Raw genomic sequence first — 21,233 nt, 5'->3', positions numbered from 1 at the left:
GCACATTGGGTTAATGAGTTAAATCGAAACCGTATCAACTCCGGTATTTCGCGCGAAGATATGAATTTAATGCAATTTTTTCTTCTTATTGCCCCCGTGGCGGAGCACTTTCGCTTCCAGGTAGAAGATAATCTCCTCAGCCATGTTTTTACTTTGGTCGCCCACGCGCTCCAGCCTGCGGATCATGGAAAGGGTGTTGAGCGCTTGCCCGATATTGTCTGGCCGCTGGCCGATATACTCGGTGAGGCGTTGGTTGGCCAGGTTGTTGATGACGTCAAGCTCTTCGTCTTTCTGGAAGATGGTCCGTGCCAACTTCGTGTCTTCGCCCTGGAATGCGGTCAGCGTATCTTCCACGATCGCTAGGGCCTTTACAAACATCTCGTCTAGCTGGGTAGCCGTAACTAGTTGCTTGTCGTACGCCTGATCCTCCGACAACAGGTATTTGCATATCCCTTCGGCGATGTCGCCCAGGCGCTCCAGGTTATTATTGATTTTCAGTATGGCCAGCACAAACCGGAGGTCGATAGCTACCGGTGTATGCAAGGCAAATAGGTGCTCGCAATTGCGGTCGAGGGCAAGCTCCATGGAGTTTACCCGTTTTTCCGTGGCGATAACCTCGCGGCATAAGCCCTTGTCGAAATCGGTCAACGCGGTATGTGTTTTTTCCAACTGACTGATCACCAAGTGCCACATGGCCTCGGTGTCTTCCCTGAGTTTCTTCAGCTCACTTTCCAGATGTGTCATAATAGAGATGCTAAATGTGTAAACGGTGTTGCTTATCCATACCGCCCGGTAATGTAGTTTTCCGTGGCTTCGCGTTGCGGGTTAGTAAACAATGTTCCCGTATCGGTGTATTCAATCAATTCGCCCAGGTAAAAAAATGCGGTTTTATCACTTATTCGGGCCGCTTGTTGCATGTTGTGGGTTACAATGACGATGGTAAAGCTGTCTTTGAGGCTGATGATCAGCTCCTCGATTTTGGCGGTCGAAATCGGATCAAGTGCCGATGCTGGTTCATCCATCAGCAATACCGATGGCTTCACGGCGATAGCCCGGGCAATGCACAGCCGCTGTTGCTGGCCGCCCGAAAGCGCCAATGCCGACTTGTGCAGGTTATCTTTCACCTCATCCCACAGGGCCGCTTTCGTGAGTGCGTCTTCCACGGTTTGATCCAAAACACTTCTAGACCGCTCCCCGTTTATATCCAGTCCAAAAACCACGTTGTCGTATATGCTTTTGGGGAACGGATTCGGCTTTTGGAAAACCATCCCAATATTTTTCCGGTGCTCGTACACATCAAGTTTTTTCCGGTAAATATCCTTGCCATCCAGCGTGACCTGCCCGTCAATGCGGACGTTGGGTATCAGGTCGTTCATCCGGTTGAAACAGCGCAGGAAGGTAGATTTACCGCAGCCCGAAGGCCCGATAAATGCCGTAATCGTGTTTGCCTGGATGCCCATGGTAATGTCGCGTAGCGCCTGCTTCTCGCCGTAATAAAGGCTCAACCGATTCGCCGAAAGCTTGTTGGCAGTAGCGACAGCTATATCTTGACTTTTTTGTACCATCTGTTTCTTAAAGTAATTGCAACTGCGTTTAACAGGAATGTGAATACCAGCATGACGATGATTCCGGCTGCCGCATTCGTGACGAAGTCGGCTTGGGGTCTGGTCGTCCAATTATATATCTGGATGGGCAGGGACGTATATTGGTCCATCGGCCCTTCGGGAATGAACGGCACGTAAGCTAGCGCACCGACCACAATAAGCGGAGCAGTTTCGCCGATAGCGCGTGAGGTGGATAGGATAATGCCGGTGAGGATACCACCGAAGGATGCCGGCAGCACCACCTTGTATACGGTTTGCCATTTCGTGGCGCCCAGGGCTAGCGAGCCCTGCCGGAGGGAGTCGGGCACCGCCTTTACGGCCTCCCTCGTAGAAACGATGATGATGGGCATGATCAGCAGCGCCAGCGTTAGCGAACCCGCTAGGATACTGTTGCCTAAACCCGTCGTGCGAACGAACAGCTGCAAGCCGAGAATACCGTAAATGACGGAGGGAACCCCTGCCAAATTGGAAATGTTGACCTCCACAAAGCGTGCAAACCAGCTGTCCTTGCCATACTCCTCCAGGTAAATGCCAGACAGGATTCCGATGGGAATGGCTGTTATCATGGTAAATACCAAGAGGCTTACCATCCCTGCCAGGGCCGTGTAGATGCCCGCTTGGTCGGCGTGCCGGGAGGGAAGGTTCACCAGAAACGACCAGTTGACACGCGCAAATCCTTTGATCAGGATATCGCCGATCAACAGGACCAAGCTCAGCAACGCGATGGTTGTAAACGCGATCGCGACCAGCTTGAACAGCTTATCCTTAATTTTAGCGGTAGAGCGTTTCCTACTCATAGCGTTGTTGGTATTTTTTGCGGATCCAAAAACTCAGGTTATTCAACAGGAACGTGAAAACGAACAGCGTAATCCCGGCGGCAAAGATGCTTCGGTACTCAATGGAATCCTGCGGCACATCGCCCATGCTCACCTGTACAATATAGGTGGTAATGGTTTCTACCGCGTGTAGCGGGTTGAAGGTGAGCCGGGGCTCCTGCCCGGCGGCGATAGCCACGATCATCGTTTCGCCCAGTGCCCTTGAAATGGCCAGAATTACCGAAACCACGATTCCAGAACTTGCAGCGGGTACAAGCACTTTGAATGCGGTCTGGAAGCGGTTCGCGCCGAGTCCGTATGAAGCCTCCCGGAGCGAATTGGGTACGGCCCGAAGGGCGTCTTCACTCAGCGAAGTGATGTAAGGGATGATCATCAGCCCCATTACCAAACCCGGAGACAGGGCATTGAACCCTGCCAAACCAGGAATGAATTGTTGCAACAGCGGCGTAACGAACTGAAGGGCAAAAAAGCCATAGACGACCGTGGGCACGGCTGCCAGCACCTCAAGAATAGGCTTTACTACCGCCGTAAACTTGGGTGATGCATACTCGTTGAGGTATACCGCGATGGTAATGCCCACAGGTACGGCAAGGAGGCAGGCGATGCCGGTGGTCAACAATGTTCCAGACAGCAACGGCAGTATTCCGAACTGCTTGTTTTCAAACAGGGGTGTCCACGTGGTGCCGGTAATGAACTCCACGATCGACACCTCTCCGAAGAACCGCCACGTGTCTGCCAACAGCACGATGATGATGCCCACTGTCGTTACAATGGATAGCAAACTGCACATAAACATGACGCCTTGCATCAGTTTTTCCGTTTTCCGACTACTGAGCGCCATCCGTCTTTACATCTTCGGTTAACAATTGACCCAGGTTGGCACCCACCACCGACCGGTTCTCGAACATCGATCCCGATAGCCGTTTTTCCACCCGCAATAAACACAACCGGTAAATTTCCTCGCTCAACGGTACGTAACCCACTTCTGCGGCCAACGGTGCGGCATTGGCGATATAAAATCGGAGAAAGTCGCGCACGTAGGGTTTGTCCATGGCTTTCTTGTTTACATAAATGAATTCGGGCCTCGATAGGGGTTGGTATGCTCCCTCGCGCACGGTAGAATCACTCGGAAAAACCACTGGTGATCCCTTTTGGGCCCGGATACCTACCAGTTTCAATCGGTCGCTGTTTTCTCGGTAATAGGCCAGCCCGAAGTAGCCAAGCCCGTTCGGGTCGGAAGATATGCCCTGCACGAGTACGTTGTCGTCTTCGCTAGCGGTATAGTCGCCCCGCGATGACTTTGCCCGGCCGTTTATGGCCTCCGTAAAAAAATCGAATGTACCGGACGACGTACCCGCACCATAGAGTTTCAGCGGACTGTCGGGCCAGCTATCGCGTACTTGGTTCCACCGCATTACCTTGCCCTGGCTTTCGGGGCCCCAGATTTTGTGTAGCTCCGCCACGGTGATATCGCTTACGAAGGTATTCTGCGGATTCACCACGACGGCCATCCCGTCATAACATACCGGTATTTCGATAAACTCAATCCCATTTTCACGGCTTTCCTTTAATTCGGCAGGACTGATGGGCCGCGACGCATTGCTGATGTCCGTTTCCCCACGCAGGAACTTCTTGAACCCACCGCCCGTGCCGGAGACACCAACTGTTATGCGGATATCGGGCTTATGATGGCGGTATTCCTCCGCCACGGCTTCCGTAAGCGGATAGACGCTGCTGGAACCATCAATGTAAATCTTACCCTCGTATGACTTGAAGCAAGCGGAGACCAACAGGCCAGCGCTGATTACCAGGGTATTTCTTATGGTTTTGATTAGCGTCATCTCACAGAAGTATGCAACCGCTATTCTGGCATTCCAAAATAGGCGTTAAATTACCGAATTTCGTAATTGCGTTCACGGCACAAAAATATAACGACTAGGTTAATTAGATGTTAAGGCAATGTTATGCAACGATGTCATTCCATCAGCAATTCGGTCAGCTCGTATTCGGCCTGCCATATCTCCCTTACGGTACGCGGCTCCTACTTATAAAGCCCCGTGTTGCCTTTCTCCAGCTCTTTTAATAATTTATTGACCAACTCTGGGTTTTGGGAGGCGATATTTTCGTTCTCATTGGGGTCGGTTTGATGGTCATAAAGTTCGATTGCATACTCCGTATCTCGAGCGTACTTGGTTATTCGGTAGCGGGGTGTCTTAAGGGTTATCCCTTTTTTGAAATAACCATATGCGGTGTTCCGCCAGGACGCGCCGCTACCTTTTTGCAGCAGTTTGGCATATGACGCGCCATCGTATGTGATGGGCGGCATGGTTAATCCGCAAAGCTCCATTAAGGTGGGGTACATGTCTACGGCACTAACCACCTCGTCAACCACCCGCCCTTGCTGCTGATGGCCGGGTAATTTCATGATATAGGTGCTTTTCAGCGACTGGTCGAATAAGGTGTGTTTACCCCAGATACCATGATCGCCCAGCTGCCAACCGTGGTCGCCCCAGACGATAATGATCGTATTTTTGTCCAATCCTTCCTCATGCAGGGCTTGGAGTACTTTTCCAATCATCGCGTCTACGTAACTGACAGAAGCGTAATAAGCGTGTTTTAATTTTCTAGCATACGCAGCTGAAACAGGCGCATCTAACCGGGGGTGTTCTTCGCCAAGCAAGTATTGGTTGAATTCCTCGCTCTGGGTTAAGCTGGCCCGGTCCACATTTTTGGGTAGTGCCGGCGATTCCGTCAATGGTATATCGTCTTCATTATACAGGTCCCAGTATTTTTTTGGAGCGTTGAACGGAAGATGGGGTTTGAAGAACCCCACTCCTAAAAAGAAAGGCTCGGATTGCGCTGCAAGCGCTTTGATTTTATCGATTGCTAGTTCGGCTGTCAAGCCATCTGGGTAACCGGTATCATCCACGTCTGCCTGCTCGTATGGCTTCATCTTGCCGTTGAGGGAGGTCCTGTTACTCCCATTGGCCTGTGCAAAAAATGCATTCCAGCCAGTTTTCCAACGACCCGCATTGAATAGCATCTCGTCCCAACTATATGGCAATTCGAGGACGTCGCTTTTTTCTGCTGAATAGGGATATATGTATCCATCGGCGGCATGGCTGATTTTGCCGATACCGACCGTTTTGTACCCGCTTCGACGGAGCTGGTCGACAAACGTTTCAGGGATATCGGTCTTGGGGCGGTACGACAGGAACCTGTCGGCCACGTCATTTCTCAAATGGTCTGCCGTTTTGGGAAGTTGCCCCGTCAGTAGTGCATATCGCGATGCTCCGCAAGTGGGGACAACAGCATACTGGTTTGTAAATAAATAGCCGTTTTCCGCTAGGCGATCAAGATTTGGCGTCTGTATAACCGCATTGCCATACGCACCCAAATCGGCCCTTAAATCGTCAACAAACAAAAACAGAATATTGGGTTTCTGGCCAAATGTTTCCGTCCCGCTGAAAAACTGCATCAGCAATAGAACGGCAGCTGTTACATATGTGCTCATGCCATCTACTTAAAAAAACGATACCTATCTTCAATTTCTACCCGCTTGCACTGTTCCAAAAGTAACCAAATTTGCTGAGATACCCCATTTCGCACCGTTGGTATTATTCAATTTTATCCTTAGTTTTGGCCTGTTAGCTAATCCACTTGTGGCCTTGAAAGTAGTAACGAATAGTGATGAGAATGAATTGCTCCGTCGTATTTCACGGGGTGACCAACCGGCGTTCAGTGCGCTCTTTACGTCGTATCATCCGTTTGTCTACGCCTTCAGTAGGCGTATCACCCGCTCGGAAGAGCTCGCTGAGGAAGTGGTTCAAGACATCTTTCTGAAAATATGGGTGGATCGGGAATCATTGGAGAGAATTGATGATTTTGGGGCATACCTCAATCGGGTGGTACGCAATCATTGTTACAATGTGCTCCGGAAATTAGCGATGGAGAGCAGGCATGCGTCGCTGCTATCGACAGACTTTAATGATACCGATGATTCAACCATGCAACAACTGGATTATAACGATGTCAACGAGGTATTGGAAGGTGCAATTCAGACACTCTCAACCCAACAAAAAAATGTTTATCAACTGTGTCATCAGCGTGGACTGACCTACAGTGAGGCGTCTGCTGAATTAGGCATCTCCACACAAACGGTCCATGCTTATATGAAAGATGCGCTGCGGAAGATTCGTATTCATTTCAAGAAGCATGGTATTTCATACTCAGTATTTTTTGCGGTATTGATGAAATAGATTGGCTGAACGTAGCGGTAATAAAGGAGTAATTGCGATGCACCAACACCAACAGCGTATTCGGACGCGATCACGGGCGGTTGTCTATGCCCTATCGGTTATTACCTACAGCTTTTTCCTCAGTTGCGTTCCGCGTGCCGGAACGGATGAAAATCAAGGGGAGGAGACATCCATACGGTTGGAACTCGCAAAAGAGGGCAATGATGAAACGATCTCCGTTTTTAAGGCCCATGGCGACACACCGATTTTGGTGCAACACGCAGAAGCGGACTTCCGGCCGTACCTTCATCCCATTGTAGCCCCCGACGGCCATGGGGTGCTTACCGAATATAGCCCGGAGCACCATAAGCACCAGACCGGATTGTATTGGGGATTTACCCGGGTGAATGGCCGCGACTATTTCCACAACCCGCAGGGCGACCATTGGAAAAAAGTAGCCTCCACGATCCTGGATGGGGAAGGAGACGTAGTCAGCTGGCAGACCATCTACCGGTTGATAGACGAGCAGGGGCTGCCAGTGATGGAAGAAACGCAAAACTGGTCGATGCAACTGGTCGATGGACAATATTTACTTGATCTGGAGTGGAAGGGCGAAGCGTTATCGAAGCTGGTCATCGGAAAGTACGATTACGGTGGCCTGTTTTTGCGGATGCCCTGGAAACCCGGTATCGGTGGGGAAATTGTGAACGCCGCCCGGAGCAAAGATGGGCGGGCCGAAGGGCAGGCAGCCATGTGGGCAGCTGTGGGGATGGAAATAGTAGGCCGTGAGGATTGGGCATATGTGACCATTTTCGATCATCCGGAAAACCGCGGCTTTCCCAATAAATGGCGTGTAGACCCCCAATTAGGCTTGGGGCCTGCCTACACGCGTGATGCAGACTGGCAATGGGAGACCGGCCACACCGAGACAATCAAGCACCGGCTCGTGGTACACACGGGCGAATGGAATGAGACCGAGATGAACGCAGCCTGGAACAGGTTTGCGGGGAGAGATGGGGTGTACAGCATGTCAGAGCTGTGGTCTTCGGCCCAGGCAGAGGGACGGAATGCCAAGTTTTTAACGCCGCAGGAAGCGGCGGATACCATGACCGTAAAAGCGGGATACCAGGTGAATGTCTGGGCGGCTGAGCCGATGATGTCACAGCCTATGGCATTTTGCTGGGACGACAGGGGACGTCTGTGGGTCGCGGAAAATAAGGACTACGAATCGCGTGGGCATGGCTTCTCGAATGCGGGGACTAGCCGCATCCTGATACTGGAAGACACGGACGGCGATGGAGCGGCGGACAGCCAGCAGGTGTTTATGGAAGGACTGGCTTTTCCCGCTGCAATCGCTGTTGGGTTCGACGGCCTTTTCGTGGGGGCGCCACCGAACCTGCTGTTTGTGCCCGATAGGGATGGCGACGATAAGGCGGATATGGAAGACGTCGAGATGCTGCTTACCGGTTGGGGCATCCGCGACCGACATGAAACGCTGAACAGCCTTCAATGGGGCCCCGATGGATGGCTTTACGGCCTGCAGGGGTTTGCCACGCCTTCAAAAATAAGGAAGCCCAACGGTGATGCCAAGCTCTATTACCACAACGATATATTCCCGGAAGATTTGCTCGAAGCCGATGGCGTAGATATCAATGGGGGTGTTTGGCGTTACCATCCGGTTAAACACCGCTTTGAAGTGGTGGCCCACGGATTCAGCAATCCGTGGGGAATTGACTACGATGCGAAAGGCCAACTGTTTATGACCGCCTGTGTAATCCCCCATCTGTGGCATGTGGTGCCCGGCGGTATTTACCACCGGCAGGGAGGGCAGCATTTCAATCCTTACGTCTACAAGGATATCACCACGATAGCCGATCACAGCCACAGCTCGGCCCACGGTGGGGCCAGGATTTACCAATCGGACGCATTCCCGAAGGAGGAACACGGCAGGATCTTCATGGCCAACATCCACGAGCATGCAGTACTGTCGGATATCCTGGAGCCCGAGGGATCAGGCTACGTGGGAATACACGGGGATGAGTTCCTGATGGCCAACAACGCCCAATGGGTAGGCTTCAGCATGGAGATCGGCCCCGAAGGCGGGCTGTATGTGCTCGATTGGCACGATGCGGATATCTGTGGGCAGGAGGTGCTGAATGCGGAGACCGGCCGGATTTTCCGTATCATGCCTTCCGAATCGCTGGCAAAAAATTTTCCCGGGAGATATGATGACCTCAATACGCTGGCAGATAAGCAACTTGTGGAACTGCAGACCAGCCCCAGCGATTGGCATGCACGGCGGGCAAGGGGTATCCTGCATAAACGGGCTGCTGCCGGGAAGCTCGAAACGGGCACACATGCCCAACTGAAAGCAATTTTCGATAAAAACAGAAATACCGACCTGCGATTGCGGGCGATGTGGGCGCTGCACGTCAGCGGTGGCCTGGTACCGGAGGCGTTGGTAAAATCGCTTGACGACAAGGATGCCTACATTCGGGCCTGGGCGATCCAGCTGCTTTGCGAAGACCGGGCACCATCCGCGTCGGCGTTGGCCAAATTCCGGTCAATGGCCCAGCGTGACCGCTCACCGGTGGTTCGCCTGTACCTGGCCGCGGCACTGCAACGTGTGGACACCGAAGACAAGTGGGCCATTGCTATTGCGCTCATCAAGAACAGTGAAGATGCGAACGACCATAATATACCCAAAATGGTTTGGTATAGCATAGAGCCGTTGGTGTTGGAAAACCCGAGCAAGTTCCTGGCATTAGCTGCGATTTCCCGTATACCCATGATTACGCAATTCATCGCCAGAAGGGCCGTGGATGAAGATGAATTGCACCGGCTTGTGGCATTGATTGGGATGCAGGAGAATAATACGGCAGACATCTTGGCCGGCATGTTTAGTGGCATGGAAGGGCGGACAGACCTCAGCATGCCCCCTAACTGGAAATCGGTAGCCGAAAAGTTGCAGCGCAGCGAAGAGAATGTGGCTGCGCTTGCCATGAAGGTTTCGGGATTGTTTGGTGATTAGGAGGCGACCCAATTGGCATTTATGGTGCTCAAGAACAAGAAAATGACGGTCGACCAACGGAAAAATGCCCTCCGGATGTTAGCCTCGCAGCAACAGCAGCAACTCGTTGCCGAGCTGCCTGGGCTCGTGCACGATCCGGCGATGAGAAAAGATGCAATCCGCGCCATCGCCGCTTTCGACAGGGAATCGTTGGGCAGACTGCTGGTGGACAGCTACCGAGGCTTCTCACCCGAGGAAAAAGCAGAAGCGGTGCAGACGCTCGCATCTCGTGCGAGCTATGGAAACCTATTGATGGGCGAAATCAAAAGAAACCGGATTTCCAAGAAAGACGTGCCGCCTAATGTTGCCAGGCAGTTGCTCCGCGTGGTGGGGAGTGGGTTTATCGAAGTGTGGGGCCCAATAGAGCAGGTAGCCAGCGATAAGGCCGCGTATGAAAAATACCGGAAAATGATTGCGCCCGGTGCGCTTGCGGCAGCCGATGTGAAACGCGGGAAAGCACTATTCCAACAAACCTGTGGCAGCTGCCACAAGATGTATGGTGAGGGCGGCGTGATGGGTCCGGACCTTACGGGCTCCAACCGGAGGGATGTGGACTACATCCTGTTGAATGTCCTCGAACCAAGTGCTGAAATCCAAGACGATTATAAACTAGTGGTGATCAATACCCGCGACGGCCGTACCTATTCGGGTAATGTAACCGGCGAAGACCAACGGCAGCTCTCGCTCCGGATCGTTGGGCAGGATGAACCTATAGTGATCAACAAATCAGCTATCCAATCCAAAGAGGTAGCCGCTGTGTCTATGATGCCCCCGGGTCTTTTTGAACACCTGGATGAGCGAGAGGTTGTCGACATTATAGCGTATCTGAAAACGGATAGAAAGGTAGAATAACCGTATGAAGTAGCGGCATTGATTAAATTAATTAGCTGAAAGCTAAAGAATTGTGATTTTGGCTGGTTTGGGATACCCCCGCCTCGGTAGTTTCATGTGTCAACCTAGGAAAAGCACCAATGAAACGAGATTACCAACGTATTAACCAGTTAATTACCCAATATCTTGAGGGTAGCCTATCCGTTATGGACGAGGCGGAGTTTTGGGGATACGTTGAAGACCCTTCGTTTGAATCGGTAATTAAACAACTGTTGTCCGAGAAGCTCAAAAGCGAGCCGAATCTGATTGAGCTGGATGAGCAAGCGCAAGTACGCATCTTAAACCATATATATAAGCAAGAAGAGCCACATAAACAGCCGAAGCGTTTTAATTGGCTGCCTTATGTGGCGGCCGCTGTGTTGATTGCAATGATTGGCACGGGACTCTTTTTATATACCCAAACGAATCTTCCTGATACGCAAGTAGTACAGTTGCCCCATGAAGATATCCAGCCTGGTGGGAACCGGGCTGTTTTAAAACTGGCCGATGGAAGGCAAATCTTGTTGAATGAAGGCCAATCGGGAATTGTGCTGTCCAACGAAGAAATTACGTATAAAGATGGAAACCCGTTGGCTGACTTAAATGCTGGAAACCAATTGGAGGGGCCCGTGCAATGGTTGGAGCTAGCGACCCCCAGGGGAGGTACCTATCAAGTGACGCTTCCCGACGGTACCGATGTGTGGCTCAACGCAGGAAGTGTATTGCGATATCCAATTCGGTTTGACAGCAAACGGCGAGTTGTCGAATTATCGGGCGAAGCGTATTTTGATGTTGCGCATTTACAAATCAAAAACAAGCGGATTCCGTTTTTGGTAAAGACCGCAGACCAAACCGTGGAAGTGTTGGGGACCCAATTCAACCTTAGCGCATACGCCGATGATGCCAACGTGAAAACCACGCTGGTAAAAGGGAGTGTGCGTATTGCTTCGGCAGAAAGGAACGAGTATGCGCCCATCGTATTGAAACCGGGCCAACAAAGTGTATATGAGGCTGGGAGCGTAGCCGTCGCAACCGTAGACGTGAGGCCGTTTATCGCTTGGAAAGAAGGGTATTTTCATTTCAAGAGCACGCCTTTTCCAGAGGTGATTAAGCAAATGACCCGTTGGTATGATATCGAAATTGTCTTTGAAGGCGACATGCCCATACAAACATTTTCGGGCAAAATGTCTAGAGAAGTAAGTTTACAAAACGTACTTAAATTTTTTGAAGGATCTGGAGTTAACTTTACCATTGTGAATGGTAAATTGATTGTTCAAGAGTAGGTGTTGTTGGTGGCGTAGAAATTAATCAAGGAAAGGAGCGCTATATGAGCGAATAGTTTACGAGCAATGAGAACAACACGGGGAGATGCTGCAATCACCTCCCCGAGATGTTCGGATAAGCCGATAATAACCAAGCAAGTAATAACCGGATTTTAAACTATCCAAACGTGCAAATCTAATGAAAAATTATGAATTGCTTGCCCGTGCTTTCCCAAAACGGGTGGTAAGCAACCAATTATTCCGAGTAATGAAAGTGACTACATTTTTGTTGCTGATAGGCTGCCTGCATTTGAGCGCGGCTTCGTGGTCCCAAACCGTCACATTGAACGCTAAAGGACAATCCCTTAAACAGGTTTTTGAATCTATCGAGAAACAGACAGGTTATTGGGTGGTGTATAGCGACCAATTGATTAACCGATCAAAACCCATTACAATTAATGCCAAAGACATGGCACTTACTCGATTTCTCGAGCAGGTTTTAAAGCCGCAGTCACTAACCTATTCGATTGAAGGAAAAAACATCTTGGTGATGTCGTCGGTTGACCGAACGCCAATTCATCGAAGTAAACTAACCCGGGTAGCCGATGTAGTAAGTATTCCCCTTCAACAACGGGTAGTAAAGGGTAGGGTTAGTGATCAAGATGGAAACCCTTTGCAATCGGTCACCATTACCCAAAAGAACACGCAAAACGTGGCGCTGACCGATGACGAAGGTAACTACCAAATCAACACCCATGGCGATGATGTTGTTTTGGTGTTTACCATGGTGGGGTATGCCAACGATGAACAGGTTGTTGGCAATCGATCGACTATCGATGTCATATTGACCGAATCGGAAAGCGGTCTAGATGAAGTTGTGGTGGTGGGATTCGGTAAACAGAAAAAAGAAGACCTGATTGGTGCGGTCGTTTCCGCAAATGTTTCCGATTTGCGAAAAACATCGTCGAGCAACATGACCACCATGTTGGCTGGAAACATTGCGGGGATGATCTCCTATCAGCGGAGCGGCGAGCCGGGAGAAGACAATGCCGACTTTTTTATCCGTGGGGTAACTACTTTTGGGTATAAAAAGGATCCACTTATCCTGATTGATGGCATTGAAGTAACACGAACCGATCTGGCAAGGATGCAGCCCGACGATATTGCGAATTTCTCCATCATGAAAGACGCAACCTCCACGGCCGTATATGGGGCACGGGGTGCCAACGGAGTTATATCCATCACGACCAAGGAAGGTGCCGAAGGAAGTATCCGTATTTCGGTACGCGCTGAAAACGCATTTACAATGCCAACCCGAAACATCGAATTGGCCGACCCCATCACCTACATGATTCTGGGCAATGAAGCAGTACAGACGCGTGACCCACTGGGCGCAACACCGTATTTGAAAAGTAAAATTGATAATACGATTAAGGGTACCAACAAATACGTGTATCCTGCCACAGACTGGTATAACGAAATGTTTAATGACTATGCCACCGTACAACGGTTGAACCTGAATGCCAGTGGTGGGGGGAAGGTTGCCCGTTATTACTTGGCTGCTACAGCCAACCAGGATAATGGCAACCTAAAAGTGGATAAGCGAAGCAACTTTAACAATAATGTACGACTGCGTAATTACTCATTCAGGTCGAATATTAATATCAACCTCACCAAAACGACAGAAGCGGCCTTGCGCCTAAACGGTAATTTCGATGATTATACAGGTCCCATCAATGGTGGAGCGGAAGTTTACCGGCAGGTGATGAATGCTAACCCGGTGTTGTTTCCACCCTATTTTCAGCCCGATGAGGCTAATGCGGAGACGCTATGGGTGCTATTCGGTAATTATGGCGATGACGCAAATTATATCAATCCGTATGCAGAGATGGTGCGGGGATATAAAGATTATTCGCGCAGCAAGATCGACGCACAATTTGAGCTAACGCAGAACTTGTCTTTTTTGACGGAAGGATTGTCCGTGAGGGGATTATTTAACACGTCGCGTTATTCCTACTTCGACGTACAACGTTTTTATAATCCATATTATTATTCGGTAGGTTTTTACGATCGGCTTGGCGACAACTACACCTTGATGCCCCTGAATGAACTAACGGGAACAGATTACCTTGGGTATGACGAAGGAGATAAGCAGGTGAGTTCGTCTACCTATATCGAAATCATGGGTAATTACAACAGGACCTTTGCCGAAAGGCATTCCATCAGTGGGATGCTGGTATACACCCTTCGTAATGAATTGACGGGTAATGCGGGAGATCTGCAGCTGTCGTTACCGCATCGAAATGTAGGTCTGTCGGGACGTGCTACCTATTCTTTCATGAGTAAGTACTTCGGGGAGTTTAATTTCGGCTACAATGGCAGCGAGCGGTTTCACGAATCGCACCGTTGGGGTTTTTTCCCATCGGTAGGCGTTGCATGGACGGTGTCTAAAGAAGATTTCTGGAACGTCGACGCAGTTTCAAATCTGAAATTCCGAGCTACTTACGGATTGGTGGGTAACGACGCTATAGGCAGCGACTACGACCGTTTCTACTACCTTTCAAGAACGGATATGAATAGCGCGGCACGTAGCGGAAGGTTCGGTATTCCGGGAAGCTATTATTCGCTCACCGGCGTACAAGTCACCCGAAATGCCAATAAGGACATCACTTGGGAAATAGCGCGGAAAACTAATATCGGGCTGGAACTCGGGCTGTTTGGCAAATTTTCGCTAGAAGCGGATTATTTCCGTGAGTACAGGACTAATATATTAATGGACAGGGCGAGTATTCCCAGTACCATGGGACTACAGAGTGTTGAAAGGGCTAACGTAGGCGAAGCGAGTGCACAGGGTGTGGACGGGTCGATCGATTACGCGACCACGCTTGGACCGGATGTATGGATCAAGGCGCGGGCCAATTTCACCTATGCCACCAGCAAGTTTCTAGTGTATGAAGAACCCAACTATGCCCAGGAGTATCGGAAGCATACGGGCTATCCGCTGTCGCAACAATGGGGGCTGATTGCCGAACGCTTATTCATTGATGATGCCGAAGTGCTGAACTCACCGTTACAACAATATGGAGAGTACCTGGCCGGAGACATTAAGTATAGCGATGTAAGTGGTGATGGGAAGATCTCTGACGAAGACAAGGTTCCGATCGGATTTCCAACCGACCCCGAAATCATCTACGGGTTCGGTATTTCTTCTGGATATAAAAACGTTGACTTCTCTTGTTTCTTCCAGGGGTCGGCTCGCTCAAGTTTTTGGATTGATCCGGTTGCAACCAGTCCGTTTGTAAACGATAAACAGTTGCTTCGGGCATATGCCGACAGCTACTGGTCAGAAGATAACCGCGATATCTATGCCCTATGGCCCCGGCTAAGCTCCACAAATATAGCAAACAATACCCAGCGGAGTACATGGTTCATGCAGGACGGTAGTTTCCTCAGGTTGAAGTCTGTAGAAATAGGTTACACCCTACCGATACCGTTCATGCAAAAGATAGGCCTGGATAATGCCCGTTTTTATCTCAACGGAACCAATTTATTCGCGTTTAGCAGGTTCAAACTTTGGGATGTGGAAATGGGAGGAAATGGACTGGGATATCCAATACAGAAATCATACAATGCCGGAATCTCGGTGTCATTTTAATAGATGAACGTTATGAAAAATAGAACTCTCAAATGTTTATTAGTCGGTTTGTTGGGCATGTTCAATGCATGCAATTATTTAGATGTCGTTCCCGACAATATCGCGACGATTGACAATGCCTTTGTTAACCGCACGATGGCAGAAAAATTCCTGTTTACCTGTTATTCGTATATGCCGGCTCATGCCGATCCGAACGCCCAAGCATTTTTGATAGCCGATGAGTTTTGGTGCCCGTATCCGCAATACTCCAACTATTTTTGGAACGTTCCCTTCCAAGAGATTGCTCGGGGAAACCAAGGAGTGGTTAGCCCCACGTTGGATTACTGGAACGGTTTAAAAGGCGGTAAACCCATGTTCGTCGCATTACGCGATTGTAACTTATTCCTGGAACGGATGAACGGCGATATACCGGGTTTACAAGAATATGAAAAGAAACGCTGGGTTGCCGAAGTCAAGTTTCTGAAAGCATATTATCATTATTGGCTGTTGCGGATGTATGGTCCGATTCCACTCATCAAAGAAAATCTACCCATATCGGCAGGGGTGGCTGAAGTGCAGGTCTACCGGGAGCCGGTTGACGACTGTTTCGATTACATCGTCAGCCTACTAAACGAAGCAGTGCCGGATCTTCCGTTAATTATAGACAATGAAGCCACAGAAAATGGAAGGGCTACGCAACCGATGGCGTTAGCGATAAAGGCGAAAGTATTGGTTGAAGCCGCCAGTCCCTTATTCAATGGGAACCCGGATTATGCCAGTTTCAAACGCAATGACGGTGTGCAATATTTCAATCAGAGCTATGACGCTGGCAAATGGGAGAAGGCCGCTTTAGCGTGCCGAAATGCCATCGATACCTGCCATTTGGCTGGCTTTGCCTTACACTACTACCAACCGGGTATTACTGAAAACCTGCCGCCTGAAATGGTTACGCAGATGAGCATCCGAACCAGCGTGACCGAAGGCAACTATGACATTAATAATGAAGTGGTATGGAATAATTCCATGAACAACAGCGGCACGATGCAATGGAGATCCACGCCATATCTTGCCCAATCGTTTACGGCTACTACGATGATGTTCCAGCCTACGCTAGGCCCCCCGTTGAAAATCGCCGAGATGTTTTACACGGACAACGGGGTACCTATGGATGAAGATCAAGAATGGGAGTTGAACGGGCAATATAAAGACAGGTACAGTGTGAAAACCGCCACCGAAGATGATAAGTATAACATTAGCGTTGGATATCAAACAGCCATGATGCATTTTAACCGCGAACCTAGGTTTTATGCCAATCTCTCATTCGATGGTAATCTGTGGTACGGAATCAGTAATTTCAATGTTGACAACCAGTGGGTTATTCGGGGAAAAGTAAGTGACTACGGAGGCAAGGTCAATGGATTCTATTACTCGGTTACCGGATATTACCCCAAAAAATTAGTTAATTATAAAAACGTGGCCTCCAGCAATAGCTATTCCAGGGTCGAATACAACTGGCCCGTAATCCGGTTGGCAGATCTTTACCTGCTTTGTTCCGAGGCGGCAAATGAGGCTTACGGCCCTTCCCATGAAGATGCCTACCGATGGATTGATCTGGTGCGGGAAAGGGCTGGCTTGGAAGGCGTCGAAACGGCGTGGTCAAAATATGCCAGTATACCGTTCAAGACGAAGCCAACCACTAAAGAGGGATTTAGGGATATCGTCCAGCAGGAGCGGCTCATCGAGTTGGCCAACGAGGGCCATCGTTACTGGGAAATAAGGCGATGGAAAAGAGGTAGAGAGATATGGCACAATCAACCGATACAGGGTTGGGATATTGAACAGAACGAAACGGAAACCTTTTACCGCGTGCGGACGGTTTTTACACCTCAATTCTCCACCCGAGACTATTTTTGGCCTATAAGAGAGTCTGATTTGTTCGTGAATACAAATCTGGATCAGAATCCGGGATGGTAGAAACCCAGCGAACACCCCGCGACAGGACGGGGTGGGTTTATTGTCAAGTATATAAGTTTAAGTTAGGAAAAATGAAAAAATATCTCATTTTGATGCTGTCTTGGATAATACTTAATTATTCATGTAGCGATAAAAACAGCAGGCTCCCGATGGTGGATGATTCGACTATTCCGGGGCAGGTGAGCAATGTAGAATCGGAGAGTCTCCCCGGAGCTGTAAAATTGACTTACAAATTGCCGCAAGGGCAAAACCTCTCGTATATCAAAGCCGAATGTTCGATCAACGGCGTAATACGGCACGTAAAAGCCTCTTCATTTGTGAATAACCTGACCATTGAAGGTTTTGCTGACGAATCAGCGTATACGGTTAAGTTGTATTCGGTAAACAGGAGTGAGAAGGCCTCCGAACCCGTGGTGGTAGAGGTAAAGCCATTATCGCCCAATTTCAGGGAAGTGTTTAAAAGTATCCGATTGATAGAAAATTGGGGGGGTGCCAGTGTCATGTTTGAAAATCCCGGTGAAGCGGATTTGGCCATTACCATGACTTATCTGGACGACGACGGTTTTTGGGATACAGGAGAAACCTTCTACACCAAAATGCCGGAAGGCCAATTTTCAATACGTGGATTGCCGCCACAGGAAACAACATTCGGTGTTTATGTCACGGACCGTTGGGGTAATACATCCGATACGTTGGTTAGTGATTTGACTCCCAGATTCGAAAAACAGTTAGACAAGTCAAAATTCAGCGGGATGTCTTTACCGGGTGATGCGCCGCTCACCCCCAATTTTGGGTGGGCGAATTGGTGGAATGATATACTCGGTGGTGATGGTGGACAAGCCTTTGCTACGATAAACAATGGACAATGGCCCCACATTGTGACGTTTGATTTGGGTACTCCGGATGGAGCCCTGCTCAGCCGGATGAAATTGTGGCAACGACTTGGAAACAACTACGCACCGGTGGCATACAATGATCGGAGTGTTCGCTATTTCGAAATATGGGGGAGTATGAACCCGAGCCCCGATGGTTCCTGGGATTCATGGACACTGCTATTAGACGGCGAGATAACCAAGCCATCCGGCTTACCTGTCGGTACCAATTCGGACGAGGACATGGAAGCTTTCTGGAGCGGTAATGATGTGGAGTTCCCATTGGACATTCCCCCCGTCAGGTACATCCGTTTTGTGTGTAAAGAAACATGGGGGAAAATGACAACCCTGTTTATTTCATCAGAAATGACCTTGTGGGGGCAGGAACCATCTGATGTTCAATGAGTAGACGTTTTAACTTATTTGTAAATTAATAAATGCGGTATCGATGAACACGAGAATCAAAATAAAATGGTATCATACGATAGCAGTATGTTGTATCCTGTTTGCGCACTGTACTCCGTATGATGAGTATAAAAATTTCATGCCCAATGGCGAAATCATTTACCCACAGAAAGCGGCTTCGGTGAAAACCTACCCCGGAAAAAACAGGATTCAATTGGAATGGGTAATCTCGGATCCCAAAGTAACTCACTGTAAAGTGTTGTACGAACAAGGCGGTATCCAGAACGAGACCACCGTGCAGAAAAATATGGATAACGACACCACGCGTGTAGTCATCTCCAACCTGGAAGAAACCTTATGCAAATTCAAGATCATATCTTATGACGATTTTGGCCACGCTTCTATCCCCGTTGAAGTGGATGAATTGGCTTATGGTGTAAATTACGAACAGACACTTTTAAATCGTACATTAAAAGGTTTTGAAGTAGATGACAGCCGGGACGAGCTTATACTTGAATGGTATGATGCAGTCGATGATACAGAGACAGGAATAGAACTGACTTATACAGATATCAATGGTGTTGCCCAAACCGTGTTTTTTGCCAGTTCGGAAACGACCACGACCTTACCCGATTTCAAGTTGGGTGAACCGTTGCATATCAGTACCACATATAAACCGGTACCAACTGCAATAGATGTTTTTTCCACAGACCCCACAAAGGTTGACCTCGCGAAAACGGTAAATGTGGCATTGAATAAACCTGTTAAACAGAGTGGTTATGCGCTCAATGACCCCCAGTACGCCGGAGGAAAGGCAGTTGATGGAATGACGGCGGGGAACAATTCCAGGTGGATTTCAGACATGACACACTTCAACGAACACTGGATCGAAATTGATTTGCAAGATGACTACTCCATCTTCGCACTTAGACTATTCCGCCAAAGCAATGTTCAGTCGATGCCAATGTGGAGATTTCAAGCTTGGGTGGACGGCGAGTGGGTAACTGTAGTATCCCATGATAACAATACTGCACTTACCCATTACGAAGAATTTGAATCGGTAACAACCAATAAGGTCAGGTGGTACATACCGCCATATGACGATAATACCGTACGCCTGTTTGAGATAGAAGTGTACAGCAATGTTGTGTATTAATATAAAAGCGGCATCGATATAACTGAAATACGAGCCCTCAAAATCATCAAATCGGTTCCGAACACATGTGTATACGCCCGTGAATCTGAATAGTAGGCAGCATCCGGGGTATTGTAAAGCAATCGTAATATCTAAATATCGCTAGTAAAATGAAAAGAAGAACATTCGTTAAAAATTCAATATATGGTGTTGGCTTTTTAAATCTTCCTGTTGCATTTGGTGGGCAGGATTCGTCGGCCTTCCAGCAACAAAAAATAAAAATCGGTCAAATCGGTGTTTGCCATGAACACGCGTCCGCGAGAATGGATACCTTAAAAAAAATGTCGGATGTTTTCGAGATAGTGGGGGTTGTGGATGACCGGAATTCGACAGCTGCGAGATTTAGTGGCAACAACCTTAAATCGTTTGAGGGACTAAAATGGATGAGCGAAGAAGAGCTGTTGAATTATCCCGGGATGCAGGCAGTGATGGTTGAAACGGCGAATTCCGATTTGGTAACAACTTCAATACGTTGCATGAATCGTGGCCTGGCAATAGCAATGGATAAGCCTGGAGGAGAAGACCTGGCATTATTCCAACAATTGATCAATGGATGCAAAACAAGGAACCTACCTTTTCAGATGGGATACATGTTTCGTGGAAATCCGGCAATTCAGTTTTGCCAGCGAGCCGTGCGGGAGGGTTGGCTCGGCGATGTTTTTGAAATGCGCGGGACGATGAGCCATAATTACGGTGGGGAGGGTTATCAACGCTATCTGAGCAATTTCCATGGTGGAATCATGTTCAATTTAGGATGTCATATTATCGATTTAATCGTTTCCATGTTAGGCCGCCCGGAGAAAGTAACTTCTTTTTTAGGTGCTACCAAATCCGCCGCGGATAGCGCTTACAATAACTGTTTAGCAGTTATGGAGTATGCCCATGCGAAAGCTTGGGTGCACGCTTGCGATTCCGAATTTAGGGGTCAGCGTTATTTGAAAATTTCTGGTACGAAGGGTACCATCGAACTGTCGCCACTGGAACGTTTCGACGGCAAGTCTTTGGAGTTGGATCTGCGGCTGCGAGACGGCAATGCCCAATACACCAGTGGAAACCATGTTGTTACCTTCGATGCTCAGGATGACCGATATATTGGTCAATTGGCTGAATTTGCGAAAGTGATTAAAGGGGAGATAGCAAATCCATATACGTTTGAACATGATCTGCTAGTACATCAGGTTCATCTGGCTGCTTCTGGAAATTTACCGTGGTCTTAACAGGGAGAATGATGACAGTTTGCTGTGTTAAGAAAGAATTCCACCGGTGTTATCTA

At 48.9% G+C, this 21,233-nt stretch carries 15 protein-coding genes; 9 read left to right on the top strand and 6 right to left on the bottom strand.

Going from position 1 to position 21,233, the window contains the following annotated elements; all coding sequences use genetic code 11:
• Window positions 1-66: 66 nt before the first annotated feature.
• The 6 genes from phoU to VNQ80_RS20440 all read right to left on the bottom strand — a co-directional run bounded on the left by phoU (window position 67) and on the right by VNQ80_RS20440 (window position 5,954).
• Window positions 67-744 carry a phosphate signaling complex protein PhoU gene (gene phoU / locus VNQ80_RS20465; RefSeq protein WP_325642230.1) on the bottom strand — a complete coding sequence of 226 codons (678 nt, stop codon included), beginning with the start codon at window positions 742-744 and terminating at the stop codon, window positions 67-69.
• 32 nt (window positions 745-776) lie between these two features.
• A complete protein-coding gene (gene pstB / locus VNQ80_RS20460) occupies window positions 777-1,565 on the bottom strand; it encodes a phosphate ABC transporter ATP-binding protein PstB (RefSeq protein ID WP_325642228.1) in 789 nt (262 codons plus the stop codon).
• The gene (gene pstA, locus VNQ80_RS20455; protein ID WP_325642226.1) at window positions 1,541-2,401 is read right to left on the bottom strand and encodes a phosphate ABC transporter permease PstA; all 861 of its coding nucleotides are present in this window, start codon (window positions 2,399-2,401) and stop codon (window positions 1,541-1,543) included. The genes pstB and pstA overlap by 25 nt, the downstream gene beginning before the upstream one ends.
• Window positions 2,394-3,281 (bottom strand): phosphate ABC transporter permease subunit PstC, encoded by an 888-nt coding sequence (gene pstC / locus VNQ80_RS20450; RefSeq protein ID WP_325642224.1) that lies wholly within the window; start codon window positions 3,279-3,281, stop codon window positions 2,394-2,396. The genes pstA and pstC overlap by 8 nt, the downstream gene beginning before the upstream one ends.
• Window positions 3,268-4,281, bottom strand: a complete 1,014-nt coding sequence (locus tag VNQ80_RS20445; RefSeq protein ID WP_325642222.1) for a PstS family phosphate ABC transporter substrate-binding protein — start codon at window positions 4,279-4,281, stop codon at window positions 3,268-3,270. The genes pstC and VNQ80_RS20445 overlap by 14 nt, the downstream gene beginning before the upstream one ends.
• A 200-nt stretch (window positions 4,282-4,481) precedes the next feature.
• Window positions 4,482-5,954, bottom strand: a complete 1,473-nt coding sequence (locus VNQ80_RS20440; protein WP_325642220.1) for a sulfatase — start codon at window positions 5,952-5,954, stop codon at window positions 4,482-4,484.
• A gap of 154 nt (window positions 5,955-6,108) precedes the next feature.
• Between VNQ80_RS20440 and VNQ80_RS20435 the strand changes: the two genes are divergently transcribed.
• From VNQ80_RS20435 to VNQ80_RS20395, 9 genes are all read left to right on the top strand, one after another.
• A complete protein-coding gene (locus VNQ80_RS20435; protein ID WP_325642218.1) occupies window positions 6,109-6,699 on the top strand; it encodes an RNA polymerase sigma-70 factor in 591 nt (196 codons plus the stop codon).
• Between the two features lie 37 nt (window positions 6,700-6,736).
• Window positions 6,737-9,709, top strand: a complete 2,973-nt coding sequence (locus VNQ80_RS20430) for a PVC-type heme-binding CxxCH protein (protein WP_325642216.1) — start codon at window positions 6,737-6,739, stop codon at window positions 9,707-9,709.
• A gap of 21 nt (window positions 9,710-9,730) precedes the next feature.
• Window positions 9,731-10,600, top strand: a complete 870-nt coding sequence (locus VNQ80_RS20425) for a c-type cytochrome (protein ID WP_325642214.1) — start codon at window positions 9,731-9,733, stop codon at window positions 10,598-10,600.
• Window positions 10,601-10,719: 119 nt separating this feature from the next.
• A complete protein-coding gene (locus VNQ80_RS20420; RefSeq protein ID WP_325642212.1) occupies window positions 10,720-11,901 on the top strand; it encodes a FecR family protein in 1,182 nt (393 codons plus the stop codon).
• A gap of 178 nt (window positions 11,902-12,079) precedes the next feature.
• Window positions 12,080-15,535 (top strand): TonB-dependent receptor, encoded by a 3,456-nt coding sequence (locus VNQ80_RS20415; protein WP_325642210.1) that lies wholly within the window; start codon window positions 12,080-12,082, stop codon window positions 15,533-15,535.
• Between the two features lie 12 nt (window positions 15,536-15,547).
• Window positions 15,548-17,488, top strand: a complete 1,941-nt coding sequence (locus tag VNQ80_RS20410) for a RagB/SusD family nutrient uptake outer membrane protein (protein ID WP_325642208.1) — start codon at window positions 15,548-15,550, stop codon at window positions 17,486-17,488.
• 71 nt (window positions 17,489-17,559) lie between these two features.
• The gene (locus VNQ80_RS20405; RefSeq protein WP_325642206.1) at window positions 17,560-18,765 is read left to right on the top strand and encodes a DUF5000 domain-containing lipoprotein; all 1,206 of its coding nucleotides are present in this window, start codon (window positions 17,560-17,562) and stop codon (window positions 18,763-18,765) included.
• 43 nt (window positions 18,766-18,808) lie between these two features.
• Window positions 18,809-19,921, top strand: coding sequence for a DUF4998 domain-containing protein (locus VNQ80_RS20400; protein ID WP_325642204.1), 1,113 nt, complete (start codon window positions 18,809-18,811; stop codon window positions 19,919-19,921).
• 149 nt (window positions 19,922-20,070) lie between these two features.
• Window positions 20,071-21,177, top strand: coding sequence for a Gfo/Idh/MocA family oxidoreductase (locus VNQ80_RS20395; RefSeq protein ID WP_325642202.1), 1,107 nt, complete (start codon window positions 20,071-20,073; stop codon window positions 21,175-21,177).
• The last annotated feature ends 56 nt before the right edge of the window (window positions 21,178-21,233 follow it).

The organism is Parapedobacter sp., from assembly GCF_035556095.1.
In the GTDB taxonomy this organism is placed as follows: domain Bacteria; phylum Bacteroidota; class Bacteroidia; order Sphingobacteriales; family Sphingobacteriaceae; genus Parapedobacter.
This window is presented reverse-complemented; position numbering and strand designations above follow the sequence as displayed.

What these genes read in the sequence shown, in the direction of transcription:
- phoU (WP_325642230.1), bottom strand. Translation starts at nt 744, where the DNA reads ATGACACATCTGGAAAGTGAGCTGAAGAAACTCAGGGAAGACACCGAG.
- pstB (WP_325642228.1), bottom strand. Translation starts at nt 1,565, where the DNA reads ATGGTACAAAAAAGTCAAGATATAGCTGTCGCTACTGCCAACAAGCTT.
- pstA (WP_325642226.1), bottom strand. Translation starts at nt 2,401, where the DNA reads ATGAGTAGGAAACGCTCTACCGCTAAAATTAAGGATAAGCTGTTCAAG.
- pstC (WP_325642224.1), bottom strand. Translation starts at nt 3,281, where the DNA reads ATGGCGCTCAGTAGTCGGAAAACGGAAAAACTGATGCAAGGCGTCATG.
- VNQ80_RS20445 (WP_325642222.1), bottom strand. Translation starts at nt 4,281, where the DNA reads ATGACGCTAATCAAAACCATAAGAAATACCCTGGTAATCAGCGCTGGC.
- VNQ80_RS20440 (WP_325642220.1), bottom strand. Translation starts at nt 5,954, where the DNA reads ATGAGCACATATGTAACAGCTGCCGTTCTATTGCTGATGCAGTTTTTC.
- VNQ80_RS20430 (WP_325642216.1), top strand. Translation starts at nt 6,737, where the DNA reads ATGCACCAACACCAACAGCGTATTCGGACGCGATCACGGGCGGTTGTC.
- VNQ80_RS20425 (WP_325642214.1), top strand. Translation starts at nt 9,731, where the DNA reads ATGGTGCTCAAGAACAAGAAAATGACGGTCGACCAACGGAAAAATGCC.
- VNQ80_RS20420 (WP_325642212.1), top strand. Translation starts at nt 10,720, where the DNA reads ATGAAACGAGATTACCAACGTATTAACCAGTTAATTACCCAATATCTT.
- VNQ80_RS20415 (WP_325642210.1), top strand. Translation starts at nt 12,080, where the DNA reads ATGAAAAATTATGAATTGCTTGCCCGTGCTTTCCCAAAACGGGTGGTA.
- VNQ80_RS20410 (WP_325642208.1), top strand. Translation starts at nt 15,548, where the DNA reads ATGAAAAATAGAACTCTCAAATGTTTATTAGTCGGTTTGTTGGGCATG.
- VNQ80_RS20405 (WP_325642206.1), top strand. Translation starts at nt 17,560, where the DNA reads ATGAAAAAATATCTCATTTTGATGCTGTCTTGGATAATACTTAATTAT.
- VNQ80_RS20400 (WP_325642204.1), top strand. Translation starts at nt 18,809, where the DNA reads ATGAACACGAGAATCAAAATAAAATGGTATCATACGATAGCAGTATGT.
- VNQ80_RS20395 (WP_325642202.1), top strand. Translation starts at nt 20,071, where the DNA reads ATGAAAAGAAGAACATTCGTTAAAAATTCAATATATGGTGTTGGCTTT.